Source organism: Phaeobacter sp. JH20_37, assembly GCF_048056015.1.
Taxonomy (GTDB): domain Bacteria; phylum Pseudomonadota; class Alphaproteobacteria; order Rhodobacterales; family Rhodobacteraceae; genus Phaeobacter; species Phaeobacter bryozoorum.
In genome coordinates, this window is record NZ_JAYMWW010000015.1 from 1 (window position 1) to 26,184 (window position 26,184).

A 26,184-nucleotide genomic window follows, 5' to 3' on the forward strand; every position below is an offset into this window, starting at 1 on the left:
CGCAGAAAACCGCCAGACCACACCCACAGAAACCCCCATAAGCCACTTACCCACAGACTCACCAAACATATCCACACCCCAGAACACCCAAAACCCGTGAATCACACCTAACACCGTCAAACTCAGACGGTCTCAGGAGGACCCGAGGCAAAATCCAGAAGAAGGGATGATGCGCCGCTCGATGACGGTACATGGCCGCGCGGGGTAAGTCCGCCGCGCAGATGAGGGTCGGACATATCGAGCCACCTGGATAGACTTCCCCCTGCCTATCGGTGCCTGCCGCAGCCCGTTCGTCATATGTGTCTACTATATGCGTCATGTGTGTGAGCCACGCAGCCGGGTCGAAAGGCACAGTCCTTGCAGTCCAGCGGAACACGGACAGCACAATATGCTGTCCCCTCAATATGCGCACGCCGCGCCCCCGGCAGGGGACGCGGCGCTTGGCCCAACGGAATTGGGAGCTCTTTCCAATTCGGGCGGGAGGCCTCTGCGAGGCGGCAGGCATAACCCGCCGACAGCATCCGCCGATTATTGCAGTTGAGCCCAGAACAGCTCGAGATGACGTGAAACGATTTCTTGGAAGCGGCCATCCGCCTTGAGCGCCTTCAGCCCCGCATTGATGCGGTACAGATGGGAGGTGCCACGCCAATGGCGTTTCGAGATCACCACATGCAGCCCTTCTTCTGACAGTGGACGCTCCAGCGGGATCACCTGATCGCGCAGCCCTTCGGCAATCAGCGTATTGGCCCCGAGGAACAGGTTCAGCGAGACGGCATCCACCTCGCGCGCCATCAGTTTGCGGAAACAGGCACCAGGATCAGCCGCCTGCACAAGAGTGACCTGACCGCTGCTCAACCACTTGCGGTCGCTGCGTTCCAGATCATGAGTGTAGTAGCCTTCGGGGCGGCAGAGCCTCTTGCCAAGCATGTCGGCGTCGCTGTCGAAGGCAAAGGGTGCATCCGCCCGCACAAAGACCATGATCGGAATGGTCATCAGCGGTTCCGAAAAATGAAAGTTCACACACCGCTTGTCGTCAGGCGTCGCCGAACAATCCGGTTTCAGCCAGGGAAAACCCATGTCGAACTGCTTTTCATCCAGCATCGGGAACAGATGCTTTGACCAGTCCTGCTCCCAGGTGATGGAATAGGAGACCGGTGCCGGGGTCAGCTCCAGCGCCGCGTTCACCAGTTCGGTGACCATGCCCTGTCCGGGCAGCGCCTGATCGGTGAAAGGCGCAAAACCGCCACCGGTCAGAAGCTTCATTTCGGCATCATCCTTACGCAGAGGTGTGGCATCGGGTTCTGAGGCCTGCTGCGCGCAAGGGATATGCAGGGTCTTGCCCGGGATGACGCTGGGTCCTGCGAGCACATGCTGGTTGCTGTAATAAATCAGCGTCCAGCGGCTGCGGTCATTATAGTGGGTTTCGGCAATCGAGAAGAGCGTATCGCCGGGCTGAACCCGGTAATCGACGTTGCAGATGGCATGGGCAGCGCCGGGCGCAAGCCCTGTGGCCATCACCAATGCGACCGCCAGTGTTGAAAGATGTCTCAGCATGGCGCCCTCCCTCAGAAGCCGGCCCAGATCCTGGCCATGTGGTCTTCGATGATGGCCTGATACTGACCATTGCCGCGAATATTGCGCAGGCCTGTGTTGATCATCGACAGCATATCGTCAGCTTGCGGGTGGGTTTTGTGAACCACCACATGGATCCCCAGCACGGACAGGGGCAGCGGCAGCACATCGAACTGGTCTAGCAGGTCATTTTCCTTCATCACGCTGCGCCCGGTGAATTCGTTGATCGCGACGGCGTCGGCCTCTCCCCGGGCGACCATCTCGAAGCAGTCGGCCACCTTATGCGGCTGCTTCAGAGTGATTTTCTTGTCTTCCATCCAGCGGCGACCATAGCCATCCAGATCGAAGGTCAGATAACCAGCCGGGCGGCACAGGGTCTTGCCCTCGATATCGGCGTCACTCTCAAAGGTGAAGGGGCGTGACTTATCCACGAACAGCAGCATCAGTGTTTCGAACATCGGGTCCGAGAACAGGAAGTTCACGCAGCGATAGCTCTCCGGCATGGTATCGCAATCCGGGCGGTACCAGGGAAAGCCGAGGTCCAGCAGCGCGTTCGACAGCAGTGGGTCGAAATGGGACGCCCAGTCATCCACCCAGTGGATCGCAAACCCCTGCGCAGGTGCCGCATCGGTCATCGCTGCATTCACCACCTCGGTGATCAACCCGCCGTTATGTGCCGTCTTGGAGGTAAAAGGCGCATAGTCGTCGCCGGTCAGCAGGTTGATCTTGCTGCGCACGGCGGCGGTACCGGGCTTCACCCTGACCGGCGCCGCGACGACGGGCTGTGCATCCGCCACCGCTTTGCCGCCGGGCAATCCGGTCGGCAGCCCGTTCAGGCAGGCCATGGTCAATTCCATCCCGACGCGGATCGCGTCTGGGCGCGGGCCGATGGCGTCGATATTGCGGCTATGGATTGCGCTCCACATGCCCACATCCTTGTAAAGCCGGTCGGCAATCAGCGACAGGCTATCGCCGGGGCGCACCTTATATGTGCCGCCGCAGGTTTCCGCCGCCACGGGTTTGGCCAGCAGGCCTGCGACGCAACACAGCGCCGCGATCAGGTGTTTTCTCATCTTGTCCCTCTTGGGTTTAACTGGGCGTCCCGCGCCACTGATGGGCGCCGCCTCTTTGTCTCGTGATTTGTGGAAAGCAGGCATCTCTGCAAAGCATCCGTTGCGGCCAATGCAGAAAACCGGGAATCGCGGGCGCCTTGCGCCGGTATTACTGGCCGACGAACAGCGCCAGGATGGTTGCCGTGTCAACGCGCCCATCGGCCCCTATCAAAGCTGCGGGGACCGTGATCGACTGGCTGCGATAGGCATCATTCACCATCTGGTCGATATAGGCGGGCGATTGGCCCTGCCCAACGGCACGCAGTACCATACTATAAAGGGCCGTGTGCGCCTGTGATGCGGCGGGAGCCGGGGCCGCCGGCTGTGCGGCAGCGGCGATCTGGCTGCCACGGCGCAGCGCCGCCAATGTCCCGGCAGTCATCTGCGCAACCAACGCATCCTCGGCGCTGAGGGGGGCAGCCGTTTCAACAGCTGCTGTCAGCAGCTCTTCGGCGGCGGCACGTTCGGCAGATGTCGCAGTGGGATCAAGCCCAGCCAATGCCTGCGGAGTCAGCAGCTGGGCGACACGCGGCTTGGCAGCCGCAGGCTCTGTCACGTCATCAGATCCGAACTGCAACACGGCGAGGCCAACGGCAAAAAGCGCCAGAACAGCCGCAGCGGCGCCAAGTTTCGCAATCGGGGACATCCCGGTGCCAAGCCCTCTTACCTTTGGCTTTGCCGCATGGTTTCCGTGCGTGCCCGGTTTGGCGGTCGAGCTGGCAGCACCGCCTGATCGGGCCTGACCCGTGGCGACCGAGGACACTGCGGCAATATTTGCCGTGTTGCGGGTTTTTCCCGTCTGGGGCGAGCGAAGCGCACTGTTGCTAGAGGTAATCACACCATCAATCCTGACCGTGCGGGCAGACCGATCACCGGCCTCTGCGGCCTCGGAACTTGTTACACTGTCTTTCTTTAAGCTCAACATCGGCTCAAACTACCCCCGGCTGCTCCGAAAATCGCGGTCCAGCCGCGTTTTGTTAACCGATTCTTAACCTTCGAGCGATTCTGCGTCAACATTCTGCGGTAGAATGGTAAACTTCCACAGAACTTGCGATGAACCCGCCCATATAGAGAGTAAAGCGCATCGCTTCCGCTACATGCTGCCCCGAGCGATAGGCAGACCTCTGACCGCAGGAAAGGCGTCGGCGCGGAGGTGTTGCGATGATCGCAGCCTCTCAGATATGCAATCATAAGATGAACGCCCCTGCGGCTTGCGCCTGTCGAAAGCAAACCTGAATGGCTAGGTGCGAACTGCCTGCACTCAATATCCGCAACAATGACTCCTCGGTCAGGGTGGACCTGAGGGTGCAAAGGGCACTCCTGTCGGCGCTGAACCGCGCGGCCCGAGCATCCAGCCTGTCAACAGGAAGATGCCCCGCAGTGACCTGCGGGGCATCAAAGTCCGAAGGATGGAACGCGCGTCGAGGGTAAACCCGCCGCGCTATCGGATCTCTAAATGCGATCAGAAATCCAGGTTTTCCACGCTGAGCGCGTTTTTCTGGATAAATTCGCGGCGAGGTTCCACGACGTCGCCCATCAGCTTGGTAAAGAGATCATCCGCTTCGACCATATCCTCAACCCGCACCTGCAACAGGGTGCGCGCGTCGGGGTCCAGCGTGGTTTCCCACAGCTGATCCGGGTTCATTTCTCCCAGGCCTTTGTAACGCTGTAGCGCCAGACCTTTTTCACCCTCATCGAGGATCGCCTTCAGCAGACCGAGCGGGCCGTGGATGGCCTGGCTGCGGTCACGCCGCACAAGCGTGGCAGTTGAGCCGTAGATCTCTTGCAGGCTGTTGGTAAAGCTCCCTGTTTTCCGAGCCTCACCAGAGCGCAGCATCGGACCGTCCAGTGTCCTGAGCTCTTCGACGCCGCGCAGGATACGCGACAGGCGAATACCGTTATCCTGAGTGATACGGCCACGCCAGCCGCGTTCATATTCCAGCGCAATCAGGTCAAGACGCTGCGCAACCTTGTCGGCGACTCCCTGAAGATCGGCATCAACGGCGCCGGGTACAAAGGCACCGGCGACTGCCGCCTGCTCAAGGATATGGCGCGGATAATGCGTCGGGAAGGCATCCAGAACGCGCTTCAGCTGGCGCGCCTCATCAACCACACGGGCCAGATCCTGACCCACCAGCTCCTCGCCGCTGCCCAGTTTCAGAACCGCGCCGTCGACACCCTGATTGATCAGATATTCATCCAGCGCAGCCTGATCCTTGAGATAGACCTCGGATTTGCCGCGCGACACCTTATAGAGCGGCGGTTGGGCGATATAGAGATACCCGCCCTCGATCAGCTCGGGCATCTGACGATAGAAGAAGGTGAGCAGCAGCGTGCGGATGTGGGCGCCGTCAACGTCAGCATCCGTCATGATGACGATCTTGTGGTAACGCAGTTTCTCGATGTTGAATTCATCGCGCCCGATGCCGGTACCAAGCGCCATAACGAGGTTGCCGATTTCCTGACTGCCCAGCATCCGGTCAAACCGTGCGCGTTCGACGTTCAGGATCTTGCCGCGGAGGGGTAGAATTGCCTGTGTCATCCGGTCCCGGCCAGTCTGGGCGGAACCGCCGGCCGAGTCACCCTCGACCAGGAAGACTTCGCTTTTGGCGGGATCTTTCTCTGAGCAGTCCTTGAGCTTGCCTGCAAGATAATTGACATCCATCGCGGTCTTGCGGCGGGTCAGTTCACGGGCCTTTCGGGCAGCCTCCCGCGCGAGGGCGGCTTCGATGATCTTGCCGACGATCTGCTTGGCCTGATTTGGGTTTTCTTCGAACCATTCGGCAAGCTTCTCATTGACGAGGCTTTCAACCACGGGCCGCACTTCTGAGGAGACCAGCTTGTCCTTGGTCTGGCTGGAGAATTTCGGATCCGGCACCTTGACCGACAAGACGCAGGTCAGCCCTTCGCGGGCATCATCGCCGGTAAAGGAGACCTTTTCCTTTTTGGCGATGCCGGAGGACTGCGCATAGTTGTTGATGGTCCGGGTCAAGGCGCCACGGAAACCCGCAACATGGGTCCCGCCATCGCGCTGTGGAATGTTGTTGGTAAACGGCAGCACGGTTTCGTGGTAGCTGTCGTTCCACCACATGGCGACCTCGACCCCGATATCATCCCGGTCACCGGTGATATAGATCGGCGCCTCCATAACAGGGGATTTTGACCGATCGAGATATTTGACGAATTCCTTGACGCCCCCCTCATAGAACAGCTCCACTTCCAGCCGTTCGGCCGGACGCTCGTCAATCAGGACGATCCGCACGCCAGAGTTCAAGAAGGCCAGTTCGCGCAGGCGCTTTTCCAGCGTTTCAAAGGAGTATTCCAGGTTGGAGAAGGTATCTGTCGAGGCCAGAAAACGGACCTCGGTCCCGGTCTGACCCCCGCAGTCGCCGACCACCTTAAGATGTTCGGCGGTATCGCCACGCTCAAACCGGGCGACATGCTCCTTGCCGTTGCGCCAGATACGCAGCTCCAGCCAATCGGAGAGCGCATTCACCACAGACACGCCCACACCGTGCAAGCCTCCAGACACCTTGTAGGAGTTGCTGTCAAACTTACCACCGGCATGTAGCTGCGTCATGATGACTTCAGCGGCTGAGACGCCTTCCTCGGCATGAATATCGACCGGGATACCGCGCCCGTTGTCGTGCACCGAAACACTGGAATCGGCGTGAATTTTCACAACCACCCGGTCCGCGTGACCGGCCAGGGCTTCATCGATGCCGTTGTCGACGACCTCATACACCATATGGTGCAACCCAGAGCCATCATCGGTGTCCCCGATATACATGCCGGGACGTTTGCGAACCGCCTCCAACCCTTTGAGAACCTTGATGGAATCCGCGCCATATTCTGCGGGGGCCTGCTCGTTTCCGGACATTCACATCTTCCTGTCTTTGCTTCAGGATTTTATACGAAGTCTGGCCGGGAATGTCACGCGCAAGCCCCTTTTTTTCTTGGTTGAATCAAGCCGCTCTGGCGCCCAGGGACGCAACCTTGCGCAGCCAGGAATTTACGGTCCCCTCAGAAGCGTCCGTGGCCGGGGCAAAGGAAGAGAACCGGGTCGGCTTGATGCCCACAAACCCCAGGATCTGACTGCTGATAATCCGCTTGATGGCATTGCCGTAGATCAGCCTCAGCCATAGACCGGGCGTATCCGAAGTGAGCAGCACCCGCGCGGTTTTGCCGGTCAACATCGGAGCAGGTACGCCCATGAAGTTGACGTTTCGCGTGTCAAAGGCCCGCCCTGGCAATAGCGCCCGGTCAAAAACGCCCTTCAGCTTTGCCGGAACGGCCCCCCACCACATCGGGGTCGCCATCACAACGTGATCGGCCCATTCGAGATCGGTCAGAAATGCTGCCAGATCCGGCTCCAGAGGTTTCACATTCTGATACCCCGCCTGGCCATAGTCCATGTCGAAGCGCATCGCGGACAGATCGTGATACCGGACCGCGTGCCCCTCTCCCTCAGCTGCGGCCTGATAGGCCTGGCAGAGCGATTGCGACAGTGAGCTGGGCGCCGGGTGACCATTGAGGATGATGATTTTTCGCGTGGACATGAGAACCTCTGAATCCTAAAACTGACTAAGGTCAATTTATTCAAAAACTGACCGTGGTCAATATATAAAATGACCATGGTCAAATTCTATGAAAGGTCGCCATGTCCCGCCCTCCGCAGCAACGTCGATTGGAAACCCGCGCCCGCCTGTTGGAGGTCGCCGACGCGCAGATCCTCACCGCTGGCTACAGCGGGCTGAGGGTCGAGGATGTCGTGGCTGAGGCCGGCGTTGCAAAGGGCACGCTGTTTTCGCATTTCGGCGACAAGAACGGTCTGCTCGCCGCATTGATCGGCCCGCGCATAATGGCCGTGCTCGACGAAACCGAAGCCCTCCCTACCCCCGACACTCTGGACGCGCTGATTGATCGTCTGTTGCCGGTGGTTCAGTTCGTGGCGCAGGATCGGGTGATTTTCGATCTGCTGCTGCGCTACTCAGGCACCACCGGCACCGAAACCGATGCGGTGATCACCCAGAGTTTCTTCCGCCAGATCTCTTTGTGGTCGGGATGGGTGGCAGAGCTGCAAGCCAGCGGCGCCCTGCGCCAGGATCAGCCCGCAAATGTCCTGGCCGAGGGGATGCAGGCGTTCCTCAACCATGTGCTCGCCCTGTCATTCTGTGCAGCGCATGATACGCCCAGCAGCTTCCGCGAGGATCTGCTGCTGTATCTCACACCCTGGCTGGCCCCACAGCAGTGAGCAACGCAGGGCGGAACTGATCAGACAAAGGGAATAAGACAGCCGACACCGATCAGCAGGCAGCCCGACACGATATTGATCCGGCGCAGCGTCGGCGGGGATGTGATGTGCCAGCGCACCCGGTGCACCAGAGCGGCCACACATAGATTCCCCACCAATGGCACCAGAAACGACAGCACCACAATGGCAAGGATATCGAGCCATGTCACAGCGCGCAGGTCAAAGAACCCCGGCAGGACACCCATGTAGAACAGGATCGCCTTTGGGTTGCCCAGAATGACGGCGATGCCGGCGATAAATCCGGCCCAGAGCCCCGGACGGGTCAGGGCGCTGTCGCTTTCGATCCGGGCATCTGCATGTCGCAACAACATACCCCCCATAACCAGAAACATCGCGCTTGCGACCCAGCGCAGCAGCTCCATCAGCCCGGCAATCTCAGACACAATCCATGACACGCCCGCCACCGCAACCAGCGGCCACAGAATATCGCCGCAGGCCACGCCTAGGGCCAGCGGCCAGACCGCCTGGAACCCGCCCGACATGGCCCGTGCAATCACTGCCAGCCAAACCGGACCCGGCGTCAGGAACAGAACGAATAGCCCACCCGCATAAAGCATCAGATCCCAGACAGAGATGCTCATCCCGCCACCACCTCGGAGCCCATGGCGCCCTCCTCTACGGCAAGCATCTGCGCCTTCCCCTCAAATTCTTCAAACAATTCAGGGCCGGTGCCAGTCATCCAGGCCTGCGCCCCGAGCAGGACGATTTCCTGATAGAGCGCCGCGCGGCGTCCCACATCCAGATGCGCCGAAACCTCATCCAGCAGCAGAATAGGAGGCGCGCCGCCTTCCGCAATAAGCGCGCGTGCGTTGGCGAGGATCAGCGATACCAGCAACGCCTTCTGCTCGCCCGTCGAACATTCGCGCGCGGGCAGCGCCTTCGCCTCATAGGTGCCCAGCAGATCGGTGCGATGAGGTCCGAGCAAGGTCCGCCCCGCTGCCAGATCACGGAACCGCCCTTCCTCAAACGCCTCGCGCAGATCCGACGCATTGTCCGGCAAACCGCCGTCGGACTGGATCAACTCCAGTTCCGCCGCAGGAAAAGCCGTCTCTGCAGCCTGTTGCGCCATACGTAGCCGATCGACCGCCGCGGTACGCGCTGCATGTATGCGATGCCCGCTCTCAGCCATCTGCGTTTCCAGAACCCGGTACCAGGCGGGGTCGCGGATCTGTTCCTTCAGCAAGCGGTTGCGTTCACGCATCGCCTTTTCATAGAGCAGCGTCGCCTCGGCGTGGCCGGGATCAAAGCTGAGCACGATCCGGTCCAGAAACCGGCGGCGCCCTTCGGCGGCCTCGATCCACAACCGGTCCATCGCAGGAATCAGCCAGACCACCCGGCAGATCTGGCCGAGGTCAATCTGGCTTGCGGATTTGTTGTCGATCTTGACCTGTCGCGCCTTCCCGCCCTCGGACCAGGTCTCGACCTCGTAGCTCCGGCGCGCAACGGTCAGCTGCCCTTTCAGCTTCCATCCCAGCTCCTCCGGCCGCCGCGCCATATCGGCGGCACTGGCCCGCCGCAGGCCCCGTCCCGGCGAAAACAGCGAGACAGCCTCAAGAATATTGGTCTTACCGGCACCATTGGCACCATGGATGGCAACCGGGCGCCCGTCCAAATGCAAATCCGCCCGCAGATGCGAGCGGAAGTGCGACAGTGTCAGCTCAGTCAGCGCCAGCATGGGGCGGGATCCGATGTCATCTTTCCAAAAATACTCAAATCGCCCGTTGCGGCGGGCGGCTCAGCCGCCAGGAAAGCAGGCCGTGCCATCGGCCACGTCAAACACGCATCGGCATCACGACATAAACGGCGCTTTCGTCGCTGCCTTCGCGCATCAGGGTCGGATCGCCGGAGGAGTTGAACATGAACACCGCATTTTCACGATCAACCTGATTGGCGATCTCCAGCAGGTATTTGGCGTTGAACCCGATTTCCAGCCGTTCATCGCGATAGGCCACGGCCAGTTCTTCCTCGGCAGCGCCGCTGTCCGGTGCGTTGACGGACAGGATCAGCCGATCCTCATCCAGTTGCAGCTTCACCGCACGCGACCGCTCGGAGGAAACCGTGGCAACCCGGTCAACAGCGCGGGCAAATTCCGCCGCGTCCACTTCCAGACGGCGCGTATTGCCTGCCGGAATGACGCGTGTGTAATCGGGGAAAGTTCCGTCGATCACCTTTGATGTCAGGGTAATGCTGGGCGTGGCAAACCGGACCTTGGTCTCGGACACCGAAACCGCGATATCCATTTCGTCGTCATCCAGCAGCTTGCGCAGCTCGCCCACCGTCTTGCGCGGTACGATCACGCCGGGCATATCCTCTGCCCCCATCGGCAGATTGGCGTCGATACGCGCCAGGCGGTGGCCATCGGTAGCCACACAGCGCAGCGCCTTGCCGCCTTCGACCCCATCCGCCACATGCATATAGACGCCGTTCAGATAATAGCGGGTTTCCTCGGTGGAGATGGCGAATTTCGACTTGTCGAACAGCCGACGCAACACTGCGGCGTTGGCCGTGAAATTGGAATGATATTCCGAAGAAGCCATGACCGGGAAATCTTCACGCGGCAGCGTCGCCAGCGAGAAATTTGATCGGCCTGCCTCAACCGTGAGACGGCCGCTTGCGGCATCGGCTGTGAGTGTGACCAGAGCCCCATCCGGTAGTTTGCGCACGATTTCATGCAGCGTGGTGGCGGCCACGGTGGTGGCGCCTGCCCGCTCGACCTGGGCCGGGGCCTTGTCGACCACCTCGATATCCAGATCGGTCGCACGGAACTGAACGATGTCCCCTTCCGCTTCAATCAGCACATTTGCCAGGATCGGAATGGTATTGCGACGCTCAACCACAGACTGGGCCTGAGCCACAGCTTTCAACAGGGTGCCGCGTTCGATGCTGATCTTCATGTCCCTAAGTCCTCTAACGTCTGGCCGGGAGAAGCAACGTAACGCTTTACCCCTTCGGCACAAGGCTTTTTATGGATTTGTCCAAGGGATTGCCCGCAGCGTCAAGGGCGGATGACCGCAGGCTCGATTTATCCCCGATAAACGTGGCGCTCTGGCATGGTTTGCCGGTTTCACCCGCCGCCGCGCGCGCCCAGCTGTCCTGACCCGGAGGGCAAAAGACCCCGGACGGGCCGGGGTCATTGCGGGACTATTGGGTTTACCGCCTGGGGCGATGATCAACGCGCGATCTGCCAGAACAACAGGAGTGTCTTACGCCTCCAGAGAGCGGCGCAGCATTTCGACATCTTCGGCGATCTGGCCGTCGATTGTCTTCAGCTCTTCGATGCGGCGCACACCGTGCATGACCGTGGTGTGATCGCGACCACCAAAGCGCCGACCGATTTCCGGCAGGCTGCGACTGGTCAGCTGCTTGCACAGATACATCGCCACCTGACGCGGGCGCGCATAGGAACGCAGACGCTTGGGGCCGATGATATCGGACATGCGGATGTTGTAATACTCGGAGACCTTGCGCTGGATCTCTTCGACCGTGATTTTGCGCTCGGAGGCGCGCAGAACATCGGCCAGACAATCCTGGGTGAGCTCCATGTCGATCTCGCGACCGACGAGGGAGGCAAAAGCGAAAAGACGTGTCAGCGCACCTTCGAGAACACGCACGTTGGTCGAGATACGATGCGCCAGGAACTCCAGCACGCCGTCCGCGATGCGCAGATCCGGATAGGTCTGCATCTGCTGCGCCACTTTGGACTGCAGAATGCCCAGACGCAGCTCGTAGTCGGTCGGATGCAGGTCAACGACCAGACCACATTGCAGACGCGACCGGACACGATCCTCAAGATCCTTGATCTCACCCGGGGCGCGGTCGGCGGAAATGATGATTTGCTTGTTCTGGTCAACCAGCGCGTTGAACGTGTGGAAGAATTCTTCCTGCGTGCTGTCCTTGCCGGCGATGAACTGGACGTCATCGACCATCAGCACGTCCACCGAGCGGAACAGATGTTTAAAGTCCATCATCTTGCGTTCGCGCAGGGCCTGCACGAAACGATACATGAACTGTTCTGCCGACAAATAGAGCACATTCAACTCTGGATTTCGCGCTGTCAGCTCCCATGCAATCGCGTGCATCAGGTGCGTCTTACCCAGACCAACGCCACCATAAAGCACCAGCGGGTTGAACGTAACAGGACCGCCATCGGCGACGCGGCGAGCGGCGGCATGGGCCAGCTCGTTCGGCTTGCCGACGACAAAGCTGTCGAAGGTAAAGCGCGGATCCAAAGGCGCAGCCTGCAGCGTGTCGCCCTGATCCTTGGCAGCGTAACCTGTGGCAGCACGGGCGCGCGGCAGTTCGGTCAGCGCCTCGTCATCCAGGTCCAGCGGCAGATCATCGGCAGCGCCCTTGGTCGCAGTGGCAGCCGGTCGCGCCGTCGTATTGGCCGCAACCTTGAAAGCCAGGCGCTGGACCGGTTCACCCGACATATTCAGCTCATGCAGAATCAGGTCAGCAAAGTTCTGGCTGACGTAGTTGCCCATGAAGTTCGTCGGCACGTTGAAGATGGCAACGCCATTATCAACACGGGTAAACTCCAGAGGTTCGATCCAAGTTGTAAAGTTGTTTTGCCCCACGGTTTTCAACAAACGCTGTCTCAACCGTCCCCAGTTATCTTCCGTCATTCTGCGCCTCACGCGTCCCAATAGCATCGGCCCTTATTTGGCCTCTTGTTTCATCCCCAGTCTGGCCCAATCCCAGACGACGTTCACGCACAACGGATGTGTGTACTGACCCATAGTTTGGGCAGCACTGCCTTGCAGAAGGCAAAGTTCAGGATCGCGTCTAAATCAACCGGCAAGTCGCTTTGCAGCGGTCGAATGGTCGAACCAAATACATACACAATTGGAACAGGCCCGCCGTCTGGATAGATCCAGAAACACAGCAGGAGCGTGGTGCACGGTGTATCGAAATACCTGTGTACCAGCACAATCAGCCTCCTTGAGTCCCATCAAGGATACCGCGAGCAGCCTGTCCCCCCAGCGAGTGAATCGCTGTAACAGTGGTAGCAATTCGGGAGGGGTGGCAGCAACGAAACTATGATGTTGACTCAGGGATTGGGGACAAAGAATCCCCTGCGCCCACAACCACCGCACCAGCTGTGACCAAAATGCAAAAGGCGCCGCTGAACGCGACGCCTTTGTGTTTTTTCCGGCTTGTCGAGGGGCAGCTGAACGCGGGTGCGATGGAATCAGCAGGCGCCTACGAAAGACCCGATTAGCCCAGCGCTTTGACGCGCGCTGTCAGGCGGGAGATTTTCCGCGCTGCTGTGTTCTTGTGGTAGACGCCTTTGGTCACGCCACGCATCAGCTCGGGCTGAGCTGCGCGCACGGCTGCGGCGGCTGCCTCTTTGTCGCCGGATGCGATAGCTTCTTCAGCTTTGCGAAGGAAGGTACGGATGCGCGAACGACGGGCTTTGTTGACAGCAAAGCGTTTCTCGTTCTGACGGGCGCGCTTTTTTGCCTGAGGCGAATTTGCCATGGTGTAGGACCTAACTTTGGTTTCGTGTTTTCAATAGGCGCAATGCCAGCCGAACCCGGATCCGATCCACCGGTGTGATTCTAGCCAAGCGGGCTGCACGCGCATGTATGGCGGCGGGTAGTAGCGTCAAAACCGACGGAATGCAAGCCACCTCGTCCGCGCTGGTGAGTGGCTGTCGGAATATCCGCATCTGCACGGACACGCGCAGTCATTCTGCATAAGGTTAAGCAAGAAAAAGGCAGGCCCAGGGCCTGCCGTTTTCATTCATTCGATGCTGTCGGTCACTTGTCGCGGAACTGGGCTTCGCGTTTTTCAAGAAAGGCAGCCATGCCCTCTTTCTGATCTTCGGTGGCAAACATCGAGTGGAACACACGACGTTCGAACAGCAGGCCTTCGTTCAGCGGCAGCTCGTAGCTGCGGTTCACCGCTTCTTTCACGGCCATCGCCGTCAGCAGGGATTTCTCCGCAATCTTGTGGGCAGCGGCCGTCGCCTCATCCAGCAGTTTCTTGGCGGGCACCACGCGAGAGACAAGCCCGGCGCGCTCTGCCTCCTCGGCGGTCATGAAACGACCGGTCAGGTTCATATCCATGGATTTGGATTTGCCCACAAAACGAGTCAGGCGCTGGGTGCCACCAATGCCGGCGATCACGCCCAGATTGATCTCGGGCTGACCGAATTTGGCAGTATCTGCCGCAATGATGAAATCGCAGAGCATGGCCAGCTCACAGCCGCCGCCCAGTGCGTAGCCGGCCACAGCTGCGATGATCGGCTTGCGGATCGCGCTGATACGGTCGTTCACATCGGCAAACAGATTGTTCGAGAAAACCTCGGTAAAGCTCTGTTCCGACATCTCCTTGATATCGGCGCCGGCGGCAAAGGCCTTTTCCGACCCGGTCAGGATAATGCAGCGCACCTTGTCGCTGGCATCGGCCTCTTCCAGGGCGGTGCAAAGTTCACTCAAAAGCTCGGAGTTGAGCGCGTTCAACGCTTCGGGCCGGTTCAGTTTAATTTGGCAAACGTGGTCCTGCACTTCGACGTTGATCGTCTCATAGGCCATGGTATTCGCTTTCGATTGTTCCGTTCAGGGAAGAGTCATTATCACGCGACACCTCGCGATCAAGCTATCTTTGGCATTTGCCGCAGTAGAAGGATGATCGCCCGGACTGGACTAGCCGCGCAATGCTCCCGTCACATCCGGCGCGTCGGCAGGGCTCTCCCTCGCGGCCGTATACATCAAAGCTGTGCTGAAAATATCCAAGTTCTCCATCAGCTTGTCGGAAATCCTTGAGCGATGATCCGCCCGCTTTGATGGCGTCTGCCAGGACCTCCTTGATGATCGGGACCAGGGTGGCAACCCGCTGCGCGGCGATCTGCCCGGCCTTGCGCCGCGGCGATATTCCCGCGCGGAAAAGCGCCTCGCAGACATAGATATTGCCGAGACCCGCGATGATTCCCTGATCCAGCAGCGCCGATTTCACCGGCGTATTGCGCCCCCTGAAGGCAGAAATCAGGTGATCCTCGTGAAAGGCATTGCCCAGCGGTTCCGGTCCCAGAACTGCCAGCAGCTTGTGCTCATCCGCCGTGGCCGTATCCAGCAGGTCCATGGCGCCAAACCGGCGCGGATCGTTGAAGGTGATGCGCGCCCCATTATCCATATCGAAGACCACATGATCATGTTTCTGCGCCTGCGGATGATCATGAAAAAACTGTCCCAAGGGATCCCCAGATACCGTCATGCGGCCCGACATGCCCAGATGCACCAGCAATGTCTCGCCACTGTCGAGGTCGGCCAGGATGTATTTTGACCGCCGCCGAAGCGCATTGACGCGGCGGCCTGTCAGCCGTTCCGCCATACGCTCCGGGAAGGGCCAGCGCAGATCCGGGCGATTTACAGTGGCCTTTTCGATCAGCGCGCCCTCCATCGCGGGGGACAATCCGCGGCGCACCGTCTCGACCTCGGGCAATTCTGGCATTACATCCCTCCTGACACATTGCACCAACATGGGGCCGAAGGGCCGCATTGTACCGCCCTTCCAGCGCCCTATAACTGGGGCGACACACAACAAACGGCAAGCCGCATGACTCAGAGATCTGAAGATACCACCCATTTCGGGTTCGAAACCGTGCCCGAGTCGGAGAAGGCAGGGCGCGTGCAGGGCGTGTTCAACTCGGTCGCCTCAAAATATGACGTTATGAACGATATCATGAGCATGGGAATTCATCGTATCTGGAAAGATGCGATGATGGACTGGCTGTCGCCGCGCCCCGGCCAGCGACTGCTGGATGTTGCCGGCGGGACCGGTGACATTTCCTTCCGGTTTCTGAAGCGCGCAGGCTATGGCCACTCTACGGTGCTCGATCTGACAGCCCCGATGCTGGAAGAGGGACGCAAACGCGCTGAAGCCGCGCAGATGGCCGATAGCCTGGATTGGGTCACCGGCGATGCCATGGCGCTGCCGTTCAAGGACAATAGCTTTGATGTCTACACCATCTCCTTTGGCATTCGGAACGTCACCCGCCCTCAGGAAGCCCTGAATGAAGCCTACCGTGTCTTGAAGCCGGGAGGGCGCCTGATGGTGCTTGAGTTCAGCCAGCTGCCGAACCCGGCCATGCAAAAGGCCTATGACCTCTATTCCTTCAACGTGATTCCCCGCATGGGGCAGATGATCGCGAACGATTATGACAGCTACCAGTATCTGGTCGAATCGATCCGCAACTTCCCCGATCAGGAGACCTTTCTGTCGATGGTGCGCGCGGCTGGTTTTGCCAATGCCAAATACCGCAACCTGTCGTTGGGAATCGCTGCGCTGCACTCCGGCTGGAAGATCTGATCCATGCGTGGACCCCACAATATTATCCGCCTGATCCGCACAGGCGCCACTTTTGAGCGCACTGGCGCCATGAACGTGGTGCTTGATGCTTTCGAGGCGCCGAAACCGCTGCGTATTCTGGCCCGCACCCTTGGCTGGCCGTTCAAATGGCTCGGCTACAAGGGCGATCCCTCGATGCCGCCCGCCACCCGAGCGCTGACCGCGCTGGGGCCTGCCTACATTAAGTTCGGTCAGGTGCTATCGACCCGACCCGATGTGGTCGGTGACGATCTGGCGCTACAGCTGCGCGTTCTACAGGACAAGCTGCCGCCGTTTTCCCGCGCCGAAGCCATGGCACAGGTCGAACACGAGTTGGGCCAGCCGGTCGAGCATATCTATTCCGAATTCAGCGAACCGATTGCGGCTGCCTCCATCGCGCAGGTCCATCGCGCAAGGCTCGTCGAGAGCGGTCGCGAAGTGGCGGTGAAGGTTCTGCGCCCCGGCATCGAACGCGCCTTCCGCAAGGATGTGGACGCATTCTATTTTGCCGCACGGATCGCCGATTTGTTTGCGCCCGGCGCGCGGCGGCTCAAGCCGATGGATGTGATCAAGCATTTCGACGGCGTGGTGCAGGGTGAGCTGGACCTGCGACTGGAAAGCGCGGCAGCCTCGGAGTTTGCCGCCAATACCAAGGATGACGACGGATTTCAGCTGCCGGGAATCCTGTGGAATCACTCGGCCCGCCGCGTCATGACACTGGGCTGGGCCGATGGGCTCCCACTTGGCGACAATGCCGCGCTGGATGCCGCTGGCCACGATCGCCGGGTGTTGGCGGAGCGCGTGCTATCGCTGTTTCTGCGCCATGCGTTGCGCGACGGCTATTTCCATGCCGACATGCACCAGGGCAACCTGAAGGTCGCCGCCAATGGCGATATCATCGCCTATGATTTTGGCATCATGGGTCACATCGACGAATACACCCGCCGCGTCTACGCCGAGATCCTCTTTGGCTTCATCAAGCGTGATTACAAGCGGGTGGCCGAGGTGCATTTCGAGGCCGGTTATGTACCGGCCGACCGCGATGTCGATGAGTTTGCCCGTGCGTTGCGCGCCGTGGGCGAGCCGATTTTTGGCATGGATGCCACCCATATCTCAATGGGTCGCTTGCTCAACTACCTGTTTGAGGTGACCGAACGTTTTGGCATGGAGACCCGCACCGAGCTGATTCTGCTGCAACGCACCATGGTGGTGGTGGAAGGCGTGGCGCGGTCGCTGGATCCGCATATCAATATCTGGAATTCAGCGCGCCCCGTGGTTGAGGATTACATCAAAAAATCCATCGGCCCGCGCGCGGTGGTCGGCGATCTGATGAGCACCGCCAAGGTGATGGCGCGCTTCGGCCCCCGCCTGCCCGCGCTGGTCGAACAGGCGCTGATCGCGCAGACCCATGAAAACGACGACCGAAGCCGACGCCGCCAAGGGGCGTCCGGCTGGGTTGTGCCCGGTCTTTGCGGATTGGGGCTGGGACTGGCCATTGCCTTTGCTACGGCTGCGCTCGGCTAGGGCCGTCAGCGCAGCCGATTCAATACCGTGAGCGAGGGGTGACCATCGGGTGTCAGACCCATCGCCAGTTGATAGGCGCGCAGGGCGGCGCGGGTTTTTGGCCCGATCCGCCCGTCCGCGCCGCCGGTGCCATATCCCGCCCCTGTCAGCCGCTGCTGGAGTTCGCGCCGCTCCTTGTAGGTCAGGGGGCGGCTGTCCTGCGGCCAGCTGGCCAGAATCGGACCACCGCCCCGCAGCCGGTCGCTCAGATGACCCACGCCGATAACATAGGCATCGGCTGCATTGTAACGTTCGATGGCCGCGAAATTTCGATAGACCATGAAGGCTGCGCCCTGCGCGCCTGCGGGCAGCAGCAGCGCTCCCTCGCCATGGTCGGGCAAGGGGCTGCCATCTGCAAGGGTAACGCCCAGCCTGCGCCAGCTCTCTGCGGATTTGGCGATCTTCCGATCCGCCTGCGCATAGTCGAAACCGACTGGCAGTCGGACCTCCAGCCCCCATGGCTGACCTTTTACCCAGCCAAACCGCTTGAGATAGGCTGCGGTTGAGGCCAGCGCGTCTGTGGGATCATCCGACCAGATATCGCGTTTGCCATCCCCGGTGAAATCCACGGCATAGGCCAGATAAGATGTCGGCATGAACTGCGTATGCCCCATGGCCCCTGCCCAGCTGCCCGTCATGGCACGCGGGGAGACATCGCCAGCCTGAAGAATCTTCAAGGCGGCGATCAGCTGGCTCTCAAAGAAGGCCCCGCGCCGCCCGTCAAAAGCCAATGTGGCGAGCGAACGGATGATTTCACGCTCCCCACGAAACCGGCCATAGTTGCTTTCCATGCCCCAAACAGCCGTAACGACTTCCTTGTCGACGCCATAGCGGGCCTCGATTCGTGCCAGCGTCTGCGCATGGTCGCGCAGCGCCGCCTTGCCGTTGTCGATCCGCGCCTCGGAAACCGCGCGCTCAAGGTAGGTCCAGATAGGAGTGACAAACTCTGACTGATTGCCATCCCGCTGCACAATATCCGGGTCAAAACTCACATCAGCAAACGCACGGTCCAAAGTGGCCTGTGACAGCCCCTCGGCCCGTGCCCGGGGATGAAAGGCCGTTATCCAGCCCTGAAAAGCGCGCTGCTTGGCGGCCGAAACGCTGGGCTGTTCCGCTGCCGTTGTCTGCTGTAGCGGGCGCGTCCGAGGTCGCAATCGCGGCTCCGTCACAGCCGAAACAGCCACCGGGCGGGCAATCGGTCGTAGGGAGACCTGCGGCGGCTGCGACGTCGCCCCCTCCACCACCTGTCGTCCGGTTGCAGCCGGCGGGCTGGATTGGGCGCCAACAGCGGTCATCATCAATGCCGCAACCATCGCCGTTTTCAGGAGTATCTGCCTTCGGGCGCCAAGATCGTATCGCATCTTACACCTCATTTTTTTCTGCTCGCTGCCAGTCTACCCGCATCGCAGGTTCCCACAAAGCGCCGCTGAAGGGATGTGCGGAGGTTTGCCGATCTGCCGGGATCAAGCCTCGGGCGGATCCGGGGCTGCGGTTTGGACTGGCCCGCAGGGGACACGATCGGCCCGCATCTGGGCCAGCGCATCCCGCAGCATCGGGACGCGTTGCGGGCGAAAGCTGATGTTTGTCGCCTCGAACCCGGCAATCCGATCCACCCGAAACACCCGCACATCATCGCGCAGCCCGCACCAGGCGATCAGCACCGTGGAGCGATCGAAATAGACCAGACCGAGCGGTTTCACCTGCCGCTTGGTGACCGCGCCTTTGGCATCGCAGTAGTCCAGCAGGACCTCGACCTCGTCCCATGTGGCACGGCGCAGATCCGCCAGCGCAATACCCGGCGGCTCCGGTCTCTGAAAGCGATAGGCTGACAGGACAGCATGGCGCAGCCTGTGGGCCTGCCGGTCCGGCAATCTGGCCTGCAACTTTCGCAAGGCCTCGGCGGCGGCATCCGCCAGTTCCGGATCGCCGATCTGCTGAACTTCGCGCAGTCCCAGAACCAGCGCTTCCAATTCAGTGTCGCGAAACCCCATGGGCGGCAATGCGTTGTCTTCGATCAGGGTGAAGCCATAGCCTGCCTCTCCGTCGATAATCGCCCCCATCTCGCGCAGGGTTGCGATGTCCCGGTGCACGCTGCGGGCCGAAATTCCCAGATCCTGCGCCAGTCCGGCGGCGGTATGAGGACCGGCACCCTGGCGCAGCAACTGCATAAGCTGAAAGAGACGATGAGATCGAGACATGTCTCATACTCTCTAACTCTAATGACAGTTTCTGTCATCACGCGCCGCTAAAACCGAGAGACCATTCATCAAGGAGCCAAACGGATATGATACGCCCCTTTGCCAGCGCCGAAGTTGCTGCCGTCTTTGATCAAGCCCCCCCGGACGCGCGCGAAGGCCTGTTGCGTCTGCGGGAGCTGATCTTTGAGGTTGCAGAGAATGCCCCGGAGGTCGGGGCGGTGGCCGAGACATTGAAATGGGGTCAACCGTCATATGCGGCTGCGCGCTCCGGGCTTGGAACACCGCTGCGGCTGGGACCATCGAAGCACGCGCGATTCGCCCTGCTCGTTCACTGCCAGAGCAGAGTGATCGACAATTTTGCCAGTCGCTATCCAGCCTGGGACAAATTCGACGGGACCCGCGGCGTATTGTTCGACCGGGTCGAAGATGTGGAGCCATTGCGCCACGGCTGGTTGATCCGTCACGCCCTGACCTATCATGCCTCCACGACCGCAGCCGGTGAGACCCGGGTTGACCCGGACCGTTTCAACTAGAGCCCAACAAGGGGCGCGCCGCTGTCAGCTGCGGCGCTTTCTCTCCACCTTGCGCTTGATCTTGCTGCGCTTGGCCTTTGCTTTGGCGGATTTGCGTTTCACCGAGCGCCCGGCCGGGCTGCGGCGTCCGCTGCCGCCCCCCGCAGGCATCGGCTTGTCGTCGATAGACAGAAGTTCAAGCTCCAACCCACCGGTCACCGGGGTCGCCTGTGCCAATCGCACCTTCACCCGCTGGCCGATGGCGATGATCAACCCGGTATCGGAGCCCATCAAGGTTCCCGCCTCGGCATCAAAGTGAAAGAACTCCCGGCCGATGGACCGGACGGGCACCAGGCCATCAGCCCCGGTTTCGTCCAGTTTCACAAAAGCGCCAAAGCGCGCGATGCCGCTGATCCGGCCTTCGAATTCATTGCCGACCCGTTCGGCCAGATAGGCCGCCAGATAACGATCGGTGGTGTCCCGTTCCGCCATCATCGACCGCCGCTCAGTCTCGGAGATATGGGTGGCGATCTGCTCCAGCCGCTCAATTTCGGAGGTCGCCAAACCGTCGTCGCCCCAGCCATGGGCTGAAATCAGCGCCCGGTGCACGATAAGGTCGGCGTAACGGCGGATCGGTGAGGTAAAATGCGCATAGTTGCGCAGGGCGAGGCCGAAATGCCCAAAGTTCTCAGGCGCATAATAGGCCTGCTGCATGGAGCGAAGAGTCGAGATGTTGATCAACTCAGCGTCATCGGTCCCCGCAGCCCCATGCAGCAGTGCATTCAGATGACGGGTCTGCAACACCTGCCCTTTGGCCAGCGAAAGCCCGGCCGCGCGGGCGGTTTCGCGGAGCGCTTCCAGCTTCTCTGGTGCCGGCTCCTCATGCACGCGGAACAACAGCGGGGTGCGCTTCTTGATCAGGGTCTCGGCGGCCGCCACATTGGCAAGCACCATGAACTCCTCAATCAGCTTGTGCGCATCCAGCCGGTCGCGGAAATTAACCGAGACGACCGTGCCCTTCTCGTCCAGAACAATCTTGCGTTCGGGTAGATCGAGATCAAGCGGCTGACGGTCTGCGCGCGCTTTGACCAAGGCTGCGTAGGCAGCATAAAGCGGCTTGATAACAGGCTCTAAGAAGGGGCCCGTGCGATCATTCGGCGTCCCATCCATGGCCTCCTGCACTTCCCCGTAGTGCAGCGATGCCGCAGACCGCATCAACCCGCGCACAAAGCGATGGCCGATCTTGTTTCCATGCGCATCAATCTGCATCCGAACGGCGATACAGGCGCGCGGCACCCCTTCGTGGAGGCTGCAGAGATCGCCGGACAGACGGTCAGGCAACATCGGCACGACCCGATCCGGGAAATAGCTGGAATTGCCGCGTTTACGGGCCTCGCGATCCAGCATCGACTCGGGGCGCACATAGGCCGCGACATCGGCAATCGCGACCCAGATGACATGGCCACCGGGATTCTTCGGGTCGTCATCCGCATGGGCATAGCAGGCGTCGTCATGGTCCCGTGCATCCGCCGGGTCGATGGTGATCAACGGCAGATCGCGCAGATCCTCGCGCCCCTTCAGCCCCATGGGTTTGGCCGCATCGGCCTCCGCAATTACCTCATCGGGGAAATGGTCGGGGATGCCGTGCTGATGGATGGCGATCAACGAGACCGCCTTGGGCGCTGACGGATCACCAAGACGGTCGACAACGCGGGCCCGCGGCAGGCCAAGACGCGATTTCGGTCCGGCCTGCTCAGCTTCAACCAGTTCGCCGTCGCGCGCACCATGGGTGGCGCTTTCCGCGACCGCCCATTCCGTCGATGCCGATTTGTCGATAGGCACGATACGACCGCCTTCATCACCCTTGCGGAAGATCCCGATGACCCGGCGCGGGTTCGTGCCAATACGGCGGATCAGCCGTGCCTCATAGTGATATTCGGCGTCCTGAACCAGGGTTAGCCGTGCCAGGATCCGATCCCCCTCGCCCAGCGCAGGGTCGGACGCGCGCGGCATCACCAGCACGATGGGTTCTACGCCTTCGCCGTGCCATTCCAGCGGACGCGCAAAAAGATCGCCATCGCTGTCCGGTGCCTTAACCTGAAGGACACTGACCGGCGGCAGGCGCTCCGGGTCGCGGTAGGTTTTCTTGCGCTTCTCCAGATGGCCTTCTGCCTCGAGCTCCTTGAGGATCCTTTTCAGGTCGATCCTGTCGGAGCCTTTGATGCCGAAAGCCTTGGCGATGTCGCGTTTGGAGTTATGGGTCGGATGGGCTGAGATCCACTCGAGGATTTCTGCCTTGGAAGGAATACGGGTCATAGGTCTGAGCTACCACGCCCGCTCTCCAAGGTCATCGTGAAAAGCGCGCGCCGGATGTCATTGTCCGACGCGCGCGCTCTTCATGTGCCAGATCACCTGCCGGTCACTTCCCGGCGAAGTAATCCCGCAGGATACGGCCATAAATCGATTTCAACTGATGGATCTGGGCGATCTCCACACGTTCATCAACCTGGTGCATCGTCTTGCCAACCAGCCCGATCTCGACAACCGGGCAATGGTGTTTCACAAAACGTGCATCAGAGGTGCCGCCCGTCGTGGACAGCTCTGGTCTGCGCCCGGTCTCGGCCTCAACCGCTGTGCTCACCAGATCCGACAGCGGGCCGGGCGGAGTGATGAAGCTCTCGCCCGAAATCTTGATCTCCAAACCGATCTCAACACCGAACTCCTCCGCGATGCGATCCGCTTCTGCCCGCAGCCAGTCGCTGAGACCGGCACCGGAATGGGCGTCGTTGAACCGGATGTTCACCGTCGAACGGGCCGTTGCCGGAATCACATTGGTCGCAGGATTACCGGTATCGATCGTGACCACGGCGAGGGTGGAGGCGTCGAAATGTTCGGTTCCCTGATCCAGCTCATGACTGGCAAGACGATCCATAAGGCGCGCCATTGCACTCAACGGGTTTTTGGCACGATGCGGATAGGCCGAATGCCCCTGCACACCGGTCACCGTGAACCACGCTGACAGCGAGCCGCGACGACCGATCTTGATCATTTCGCCCATTTCATTAGGGCAGGTCGGCTCCCCCACGAGGCAAACCGACATCTGCTCACCCGCCCGGCCCATGTAATCCAGCAACGCGGTGGTGCCATCGACTGCGTCACCCTCTTCATCGCCGGTGATGGTCAGGACAATGGCTCCCTCGGGTGGCGCGGTCTGAACCAGATCGACGGCAGCCGCTACAAATGCCGCCACACCAGACTTCATGTCGGTCGCCCCCCGCCCGTACATGAAACCATCTTTCTCCTCTGCGCCAAAGGGATCGACGGTCCAGGCGGCGGTATCGCCAACCGGCACCACATCAGTATGGCCGTTGAAGCCAATGGTGCGCGGGTGCCCCTTTTGCCCCCAGCGGGCAAACAGATTGCTGACCTCGCCGCGATCAACCCGGCTGCAGGAAAACCCCGCTGCAGTCAGGATTTTCTCGAGAAGGACAAGCGCGCCGCCCTCCTCCGGTGTCACCGAGGCACAGCGGATCAGGTCAGCGGTGAGCTGTTGCGGGTCAAGCGGCGAATGCGCGGGCGGCTGCGTCATTTGGGTCCTCCGGTTCTCGGGCCGGACATGGCTGGCCCCCTTCCATGACCTCTGGCTACCTCGGTTCTGTCGGCGGTGCAAATCTCCTGCTGCCGGAGAGGGAGAAGACTGCGGATCCACGTCCCCTGCCACACAGCGGCTAAATCCAAACGCCGGTTTGTGGCGCAAATGCCGCGCAGATCAGCATTATTTCCAACGCCCGTCTGCGCCAACCGGACAAGCGGGAGGTGAGAGTGTTAATAAATCCTTAAAATACGACTCGAGGCAGAGCATCAATCGCCGTGGATCCACCGTAACAGCGGGGCCACAGAGCAGATCGGACATCGCGTCGCCCTTTGGCGGCGCAGGGGCACCCCTTGCAAAGGTGTCATGTTCCAGACCATGCGCTGCCTCATCGTGAAGAGGTGGGACAAGACAATGGTTGCAGCATCCGAGCTGACATATGACATAAACGCCACTGCGGTGCAGATGGCCGAAACCATCTTTGGCGATGGCGTGCAAGTGATCAGCGCAAGCTACACCGGTGACACCCGCGCGTCGGCTATTTATTCCAACGGTGACTCTATTGCGCCCGGTGCGACGCCGTCGGACACCGGAATCATCCTCTCCACCGGGCAGGCCAGCGCCTATACCAACTCAACCGGAGAGGCCAACCAGTCCACCAATCAGACCACCGCAAGCGACGGCCCCAACGGAGATCCCACGTTCAATGCCGCCGCTGGCACGCAGACCTTCGACGCCTCCTATCTGGATGTGACATTTGTGCCCGATGGCTCGGTGATGACGATTCAATTTGTCTTCGCCTCAGAGGAATACCCGGAATACCAGGATTCTGTCTTTCAGGATTTTGTGGGCGTCTGGGTCAACGGCGAGATGGTCAACCTGGAGTTCGGTAACGGCGATACCGATCCCGGCAACGTGAACTCCAATACGAACTCCAATATCTATCTCGACAACGCCAACGACGACTACAACACCGAAATGGATGGTCTGACCGTCACGATGACGCTGACCATGCAGGTTGATCCGGGCGTGGAAAACACCATCCGGATCGGCATCGCCGATGTGTCGGATGGCAGCTACGACAGCAATCTTCTGATCGCTGCCGATTCGGCACAAACCGATGTGATCGCGCAGACCGATTTCGCCCGTGTTGATGCCAATGGATCCCGGGTGGTCAATGTGCTGGCCAATGACACCAACACCTCCACAAGCACGCTGACGATCACCCATATCAATGGGGTCGCGGTTGTCGCCGGGGACGTTGTTACCCTTGGCACCGGCCAGCAGGTTCAGCTGAATGCAAACGGCACGCTGACCCTGATCGGCGATGGTGACGTCGAGGACTTCGCCTTTACCTATACAGCCAGCAACGGCACCAACAGTGACGTTGGCTATGTCGAGGCCACCAGCATCCCCTGCTTTGTGACCGGCAGTCGCCTGCTGACCGACAAAGGGCTGCAACCTGTCGAGACCCTGCGGCCCGGCGATCTGGTCATGACGCGCGACAACGGCTTGCAGCCGCTACGTTGGATCGGCTCAAGGCAGGTTCAGGCCGAGGGGCGGTTTGCTCCGATCTGTATCAAGGCGGGTGCGCTTGGAGATCATGAAGAACTCTGGGTTTCGCCACAGCACCGCATCTTGCTCAGCGACGGGATGGCAGAGATGCTCTTTGGCGCCCATGAGGTACTGATCGCAGCAAAAGATCTGATCAACGATCAGTCGATTACCCGCCGCCCGGGAGGTCGGGTGACCTATGTGCATGTGATGTTCGATGAGCATCAGCTGGTCATCAGTGAAGGCCTGTTGACCGAGAGTTTCCTGCCGGGACCACAGACCAGCCGACATTTCGACGCTGACGTTCTGGCCGAGTTGCAAGCGCTGTTCCCGGAGCTGGATCCGCTCACCGGAAAAGGGTACGGCCCCGCGGCGCGTCCCAGCCTGCGCAGCTATGAAGCGCGGCTTCTGCGTGCCACGCTTGCAGCGCGCTGAT

At 60.4% G+C, this 26,184-nt stretch carries 21 protein-coding genes; 5 read left to right on the forward strand and 16 right to left on the reverse strand.

What is annotated here, in order from left to right:
• Nucleotides 1–528: 528 nt before the first annotated feature.
• From VWZ87_RS13015 to VWZ87_RS13035, 5 genes are all read right to left on the reverse strand, one after another.
• On the reverse strand, nucleotides 529–1,554 hold the full coding sequence (locus tag VWZ87_RS13015; protein WP_416534280.1) for a transporter substrate-binding domain-containing protein: 1,026 nt from the start codon (nucleotides 1,552–1,554) through the stop codon (nucleotides 529–531).
• An 11-nt stretch (nucleotides 1,555–1,565) separates the two neighbouring features.
• Nucleotides 1,566–2,645 carry a transporter substrate-binding domain-containing protein gene (locus tag VWZ87_RS13020; RefSeq protein WP_340547241.1) on the reverse strand — a complete coding sequence of 360 codons (1,080 nt, stop codon included), beginning with the start codon at nucleotides 2,643–2,645 and terminating at the stop codon, nucleotides 1,566–1,568.
• Nucleotides 2,646–2,793: 148 nt separating this feature from the next.
• The gene (locus tag VWZ87_RS13025) at nucleotides 2,794–3,522 is read right to left on the reverse strand and encodes a hypothetical protein (protein ID WP_416534281.1); all 729 of its coding nucleotides are present in this window, start codon (nucleotides 3,520–3,522) and stop codon (nucleotides 2,794–2,796) included.
• A 624-nt stretch (nucleotides 3,523–4,146) separates the two neighbouring features.
• Nucleotides 4,147–6,564 (reverse strand): DNA topoisomerase (ATP-hydrolyzing) subunit B, encoded by a 2,418-nt coding sequence (gyrB, locus tag VWZ87_RS13030; protein ID WP_416534282.1) that lies wholly within the window; start codon nucleotides 6,562–6,564, stop codon nucleotides 4,147–4,149.
• An 85-nt stretch (nucleotides 6,565–6,649) separates the two neighbouring features.
• Nucleotides 6,650–7,243 carry an NAD(P)H-dependent oxidoreductase gene (locus tag VWZ87_RS13035; RefSeq protein WP_416534283.1) on the reverse strand — a complete coding sequence of 198 codons (594 nt, stop codon included), beginning with the start codon at nucleotides 7,241–7,243 and terminating at the stop codon, nucleotides 6,650–6,652.
• A gap of 101 nt (nucleotides 7,244–7,344) precedes the next feature.
• Between VWZ87_RS13035 and VWZ87_RS13040 the strand changes: the two genes are divergently transcribed.
• Nucleotides 7,345–7,938 (forward strand): TetR/AcrR family transcriptional regulator, encoded by a 594-nt coding sequence (locus VWZ87_RS13040; RefSeq protein WP_340547237.1) that lies wholly within the window; start codon nucleotides 7,345–7,347, stop codon nucleotides 7,936–7,938.
• A 20-nt stretch (nucleotides 7,939–7,958) separates the two neighbouring features.
• Here VWZ87_RS13040 and VWZ87_RS13045 read toward each other — a convergent pair whose 3' ends face one another.
• The 7 genes from VWZ87_RS13045 to mutM form a co-directional block, all read right to left on the reverse strand.
• The gene (locus VWZ87_RS13045) at nucleotides 7,959–8,579 is read right to left on the reverse strand and encodes a LysE family translocator (protein WP_340547236.1); all 621 of its coding nucleotides are present in this window, start codon (nucleotides 8,577–8,579) and stop codon (nucleotides 7,959–7,961) included.
• A complete protein-coding gene (recF, locus tag VWZ87_RS13050; protein ID WP_416534284.1) occupies nucleotides 8,576–9,673 on the reverse strand; it encodes a DNA replication/repair protein RecF in 1,098 nt (365 codons plus the stop codon). Before recF ends, VWZ87_RS13045 begins: the two co-directional genes overlap by 4 nt.
• Before the next feature lie 97 nt (nucleotides 9,674–9,770).
• Nucleotides 9,771–10,892: a DNA polymerase III subunit beta gene (gene dnaN, locus VWZ87_RS13055; RefSeq protein ID WP_340547234.1), complete on the reverse strand. Its 1,122-nt coding sequence runs from the start codon at nucleotides 10,890–10,892 to the stop codon at nucleotides 9,771–9,773.
• 309 nt (nucleotides 10,893–11,201) lie between these two features.
• The gene (dnaA, locus tag VWZ87_RS13060) at nucleotides 11,202–12,623 is read right to left on the reverse strand and encodes a chromosomal replication initiator protein DnaA (protein WP_340547233.1); all 1,422 of its coding nucleotides are present in this window, start codon (nucleotides 12,621–12,623) and stop codon (nucleotides 11,202–11,204) included.
• 592 nt (nucleotides 12,624–13,215) lie between these two features.
• Complete coding sequence (gene rpsT / locus VWZ87_RS13065; protein WP_340547232.1) at nucleotides 13,216–13,479, reverse strand: 30S ribosomal protein S20; 264 nt, start codon at nucleotides 13,477–13,479, stop codon at nucleotides 13,216–13,218.
• Nucleotides 13,480–13,760: 281 nt separating this feature from the next.
• The gene (locus VWZ87_RS13070) at nucleotides 13,761–14,537 is read right to left on the reverse strand and encodes an enoyl-CoA hydratase (protein WP_340547231.1); all 777 of its coding nucleotides are present in this window, start codon (nucleotides 14,535–14,537) and stop codon (nucleotides 13,761–13,763) included.
• A gap of 64 nt (nucleotides 14,538–14,601) precedes the next feature.
• The gene (gene mutM / locus VWZ87_RS13075; protein ID WP_416534285.1) at nucleotides 14,602–15,453 is read right to left on the reverse strand and encodes a bifunctional DNA-formamidopyrimidine glycosylase/DNA-(apurinic or apyrimidinic site) lyase; all 852 of its coding nucleotides are present in this window, start codon (nucleotides 15,451–15,453) and stop codon (nucleotides 14,602–14,604) included.
• Nucleotides 15,454–15,558: 105 nt separating this feature from the next.
• On the opposite strand from mutM, the gene ubiE reads away from it, so the two are divergent.
• Both ubiE and ubiB read left to right on the forward strand, forming a co-directional pair.
• Nucleotides 15,559–16,311 carry a bifunctional demethylmenaquinone methyltransferase/2-methoxy-6-polyprenyl-1,4-benzoquinol methylase UbiE gene (gene ubiE / locus VWZ87_RS13080; RefSeq protein ID WP_416534286.1) on the forward strand — a complete coding sequence of 251 codons (753 nt, stop codon included), beginning with the start codon at nucleotides 15,559–15,561 and terminating at the stop codon, nucleotides 16,309–16,311.
• Between the two features lie 3 nt (nucleotides 16,312–16,314).
• Nucleotides 16,315–17,853: a 2-polyprenylphenol 6-hydroxylase gene (gene ubiB, locus VWZ87_RS13085; protein ID WP_416534287.1), complete on the forward strand. Its 1,539-nt coding sequence runs from the start codon at nucleotides 16,315–16,317 to the stop codon at nucleotides 17,851–17,853.
• A gap of 5 nt (nucleotides 17,854–17,858) precedes the next feature.
• Here the strand turns inward: ubiB and VWZ87_RS13090 are convergent, their stop codons facing one another.
• Nucleotides 17,859–19,253, reverse strand: coding sequence for a lytic murein transglycosylase (locus tag VWZ87_RS13090; RefSeq protein WP_340547227.1), 1,395 nt, complete (start codon nucleotides 19,251–19,253; stop codon nucleotides 17,859–17,861).
• A gap of 102 nt (nucleotides 19,254–19,355) precedes the next feature.
• Nucleotides 19,356–20,090 carry a helix-turn-helix transcriptional regulator gene (locus VWZ87_RS13095; protein ID WP_340547226.1) on the reverse strand — a complete coding sequence of 245 codons (735 nt, stop codon included), beginning with the start codon at nucleotides 20,088–20,090 and terminating at the stop codon, nucleotides 19,356–19,358.
• A gap of 86 nt (nucleotides 20,091–20,176) precedes the next feature.
• Here VWZ87_RS13095 and VWZ87_RS13100 point away from each other — a divergent pair, with 86 nt between their 5' ends.
• Complete coding sequence (locus tag VWZ87_RS13100; RefSeq protein ID WP_416534288.1) at nucleotides 20,177–20,623, forward strand: DUF1801 domain-containing protein; 447 nt, start codon at nucleotides 20,177–20,179, stop codon at nucleotides 20,621–20,623.
• A 24-nt stretch (nucleotides 20,624–20,647) separates the two neighbouring features.
• On the opposite strand, the gene rnr is transcribed toward VWZ87_RS13100, so the two are convergent.
• Entirely contained in the window at nucleotides 20,648–22,918 is a 2,271-nt protein-coding gene (rnr, locus tag VWZ87_RS13105) for a ribonuclease R (RefSeq protein ID WP_416534289.1), read from the reverse strand.
• 103 nt (nucleotides 22,919–23,021) lie between these two features.
• Complete coding sequence (dapE, locus tag VWZ87_RS13110; RefSeq protein ID WP_416534290.1) at nucleotides 23,022–24,191, reverse strand: succinyl-diaminopimelate desuccinylase; 1,170 nt, start codon at nucleotides 24,189–24,191, stop codon at nucleotides 23,022–23,024.
• A 417-nt stretch (nucleotides 24,192–24,608) separates the two neighbouring features.
• Between dapE and VWZ87_RS13115 the strand changes: the two genes are divergently transcribed.
• On the forward strand, nucleotides 24,609–26,183 hold the full coding sequence (locus VWZ87_RS13115) for a Hint domain-containing protein (protein WP_340547222.1): 1,575 nt from the start codon (nucleotides 24,609–24,611) through the stop codon (nucleotides 26,181–26,183).
• Nucleotide 26,184: the final 1 nt, after the last annotated feature.

Coding starts and splice junctions, on each gene's coding strand:
- VWZ87_RS13015 (WP_416534280.1), bottom strand. CDS start 1,554: ATGCTGAGACATCTTTCAACACTGGCGGTCGCATTGGTGATGGCCACA.
- ubiB (WP_416534287.1), top strand. CDS start 16,315: ATGCGTGGACCCCACAATATTATCCGCCTGATCCGCACAGGCGCCACT.
- ubiE (WP_416534286.1), top strand. CDS start 15,559: ATGACTCAGAGATCTGAAGATACCACCCATTTCGGGTTCGAAACCGTG.
- VWZ87_RS13095 (WP_340547226.1), bottom strand. CDS start 20,090: ATGTCTCGATCTCATCGTCTCTTTCAGCTTATGCAGTTGCTGCGCCAG.
- VWZ87_RS13045 (WP_340547236.1), bottom strand. CDS start 8,579: ATGAGCATCTCTGTCTGGGATCTGATGCTTTATGCGGGTGGGCTATTC.
- rpsT (WP_340547232.1), bottom strand. CDS start 13,479: ATGGCAAATTCGCCTCAGGCAAAAAAGCGCGCCCGTCAGAACGAGAAA.
- VWZ87_RS13070 (WP_340547231.1), bottom strand. CDS start 14,537: ATGGCCTATGAGACGATCAACGTCGAAGTGCAGGACCACGTTTGCCAA.
- rnr (WP_416534289.1), bottom strand. CDS start 22,918: ATGACCCGTATTCCTTCCAAGGCAGAAATCCTCGAGTGGATCTCAGCC.
- dnaN (WP_340547234.1), bottom strand. CDS start 10,892: ATGAAGATCAGCATCGAACGCGGCACCCTGTTGAAAGCTGTGGCTCAG.
- dnaA (WP_340547233.1), bottom strand. CDS start 12,623: ATGACGGAAGATAACTGGGGACGGTTGAGACAGCGTTTGTTGAAAACC.
- VWZ87_RS13115 (WP_340547222.1), top strand. CDS start 24,609: ATGGTTGCAGCATCCGAGCTGACATATGACATAAACGCCACTGCGGTG.
- recF (WP_416534284.1), bottom strand. CDS start 9,673: ATGCTGGCGCTGACTGAGCTGACACTGTCGCACTTCCGCTCGCATCTG.
- mutM (WP_416534285.1), bottom strand. CDS start 15,453: ATGCCAGAATTGCCCGAGGTCGAGACGGTGCGCCGCGGATTGTCCCCC.
- VWZ87_RS13100 (WP_416534288.1), top strand. CDS start 20,177: ATGATACGCCCCTTTGCCAGCGCCGAAGTTGCTGCCGTCTTTGATCAA.
- VWZ87_RS13035 (WP_416534283.1), bottom strand. CDS start 7,243: ATGTCCACGCGAAAAATCATCATCCTCAATGGTCACCCGGCGCCCAGC.
- VWZ87_RS13020 (WP_340547241.1), bottom strand. CDS start 2,645: ATGAGAAAACACCTGATCGCGGCGCTGTGTTGCGTCGCAGGCCTGCTG.
- VWZ87_RS13090 (WP_340547227.1), bottom strand. CDS start 19,253: ATGCGATACGATCTTGGCGCCCGAAGGCAGATACTCCTGAAAACGGCG.
- gyrB (WP_416534282.1), bottom strand. CDS start 6,564: ATGTCCGGAAACGAGCAGGCCCCCGCAGAATATGGCGCGGATTCCATC.
- dapE (WP_416534290.1), bottom strand. CDS start 24,191: ATGACGCAGCCGCCCGCGCATTCGCCGCTTGACCCGCAACAGCTCACC.
- VWZ87_RS13040 (WP_340547237.1), top strand. CDS start 7,345: ATGTCCCGCCCTCCGCAGCAACGTCGATTGGAAACCCGCGCCCGCCTG.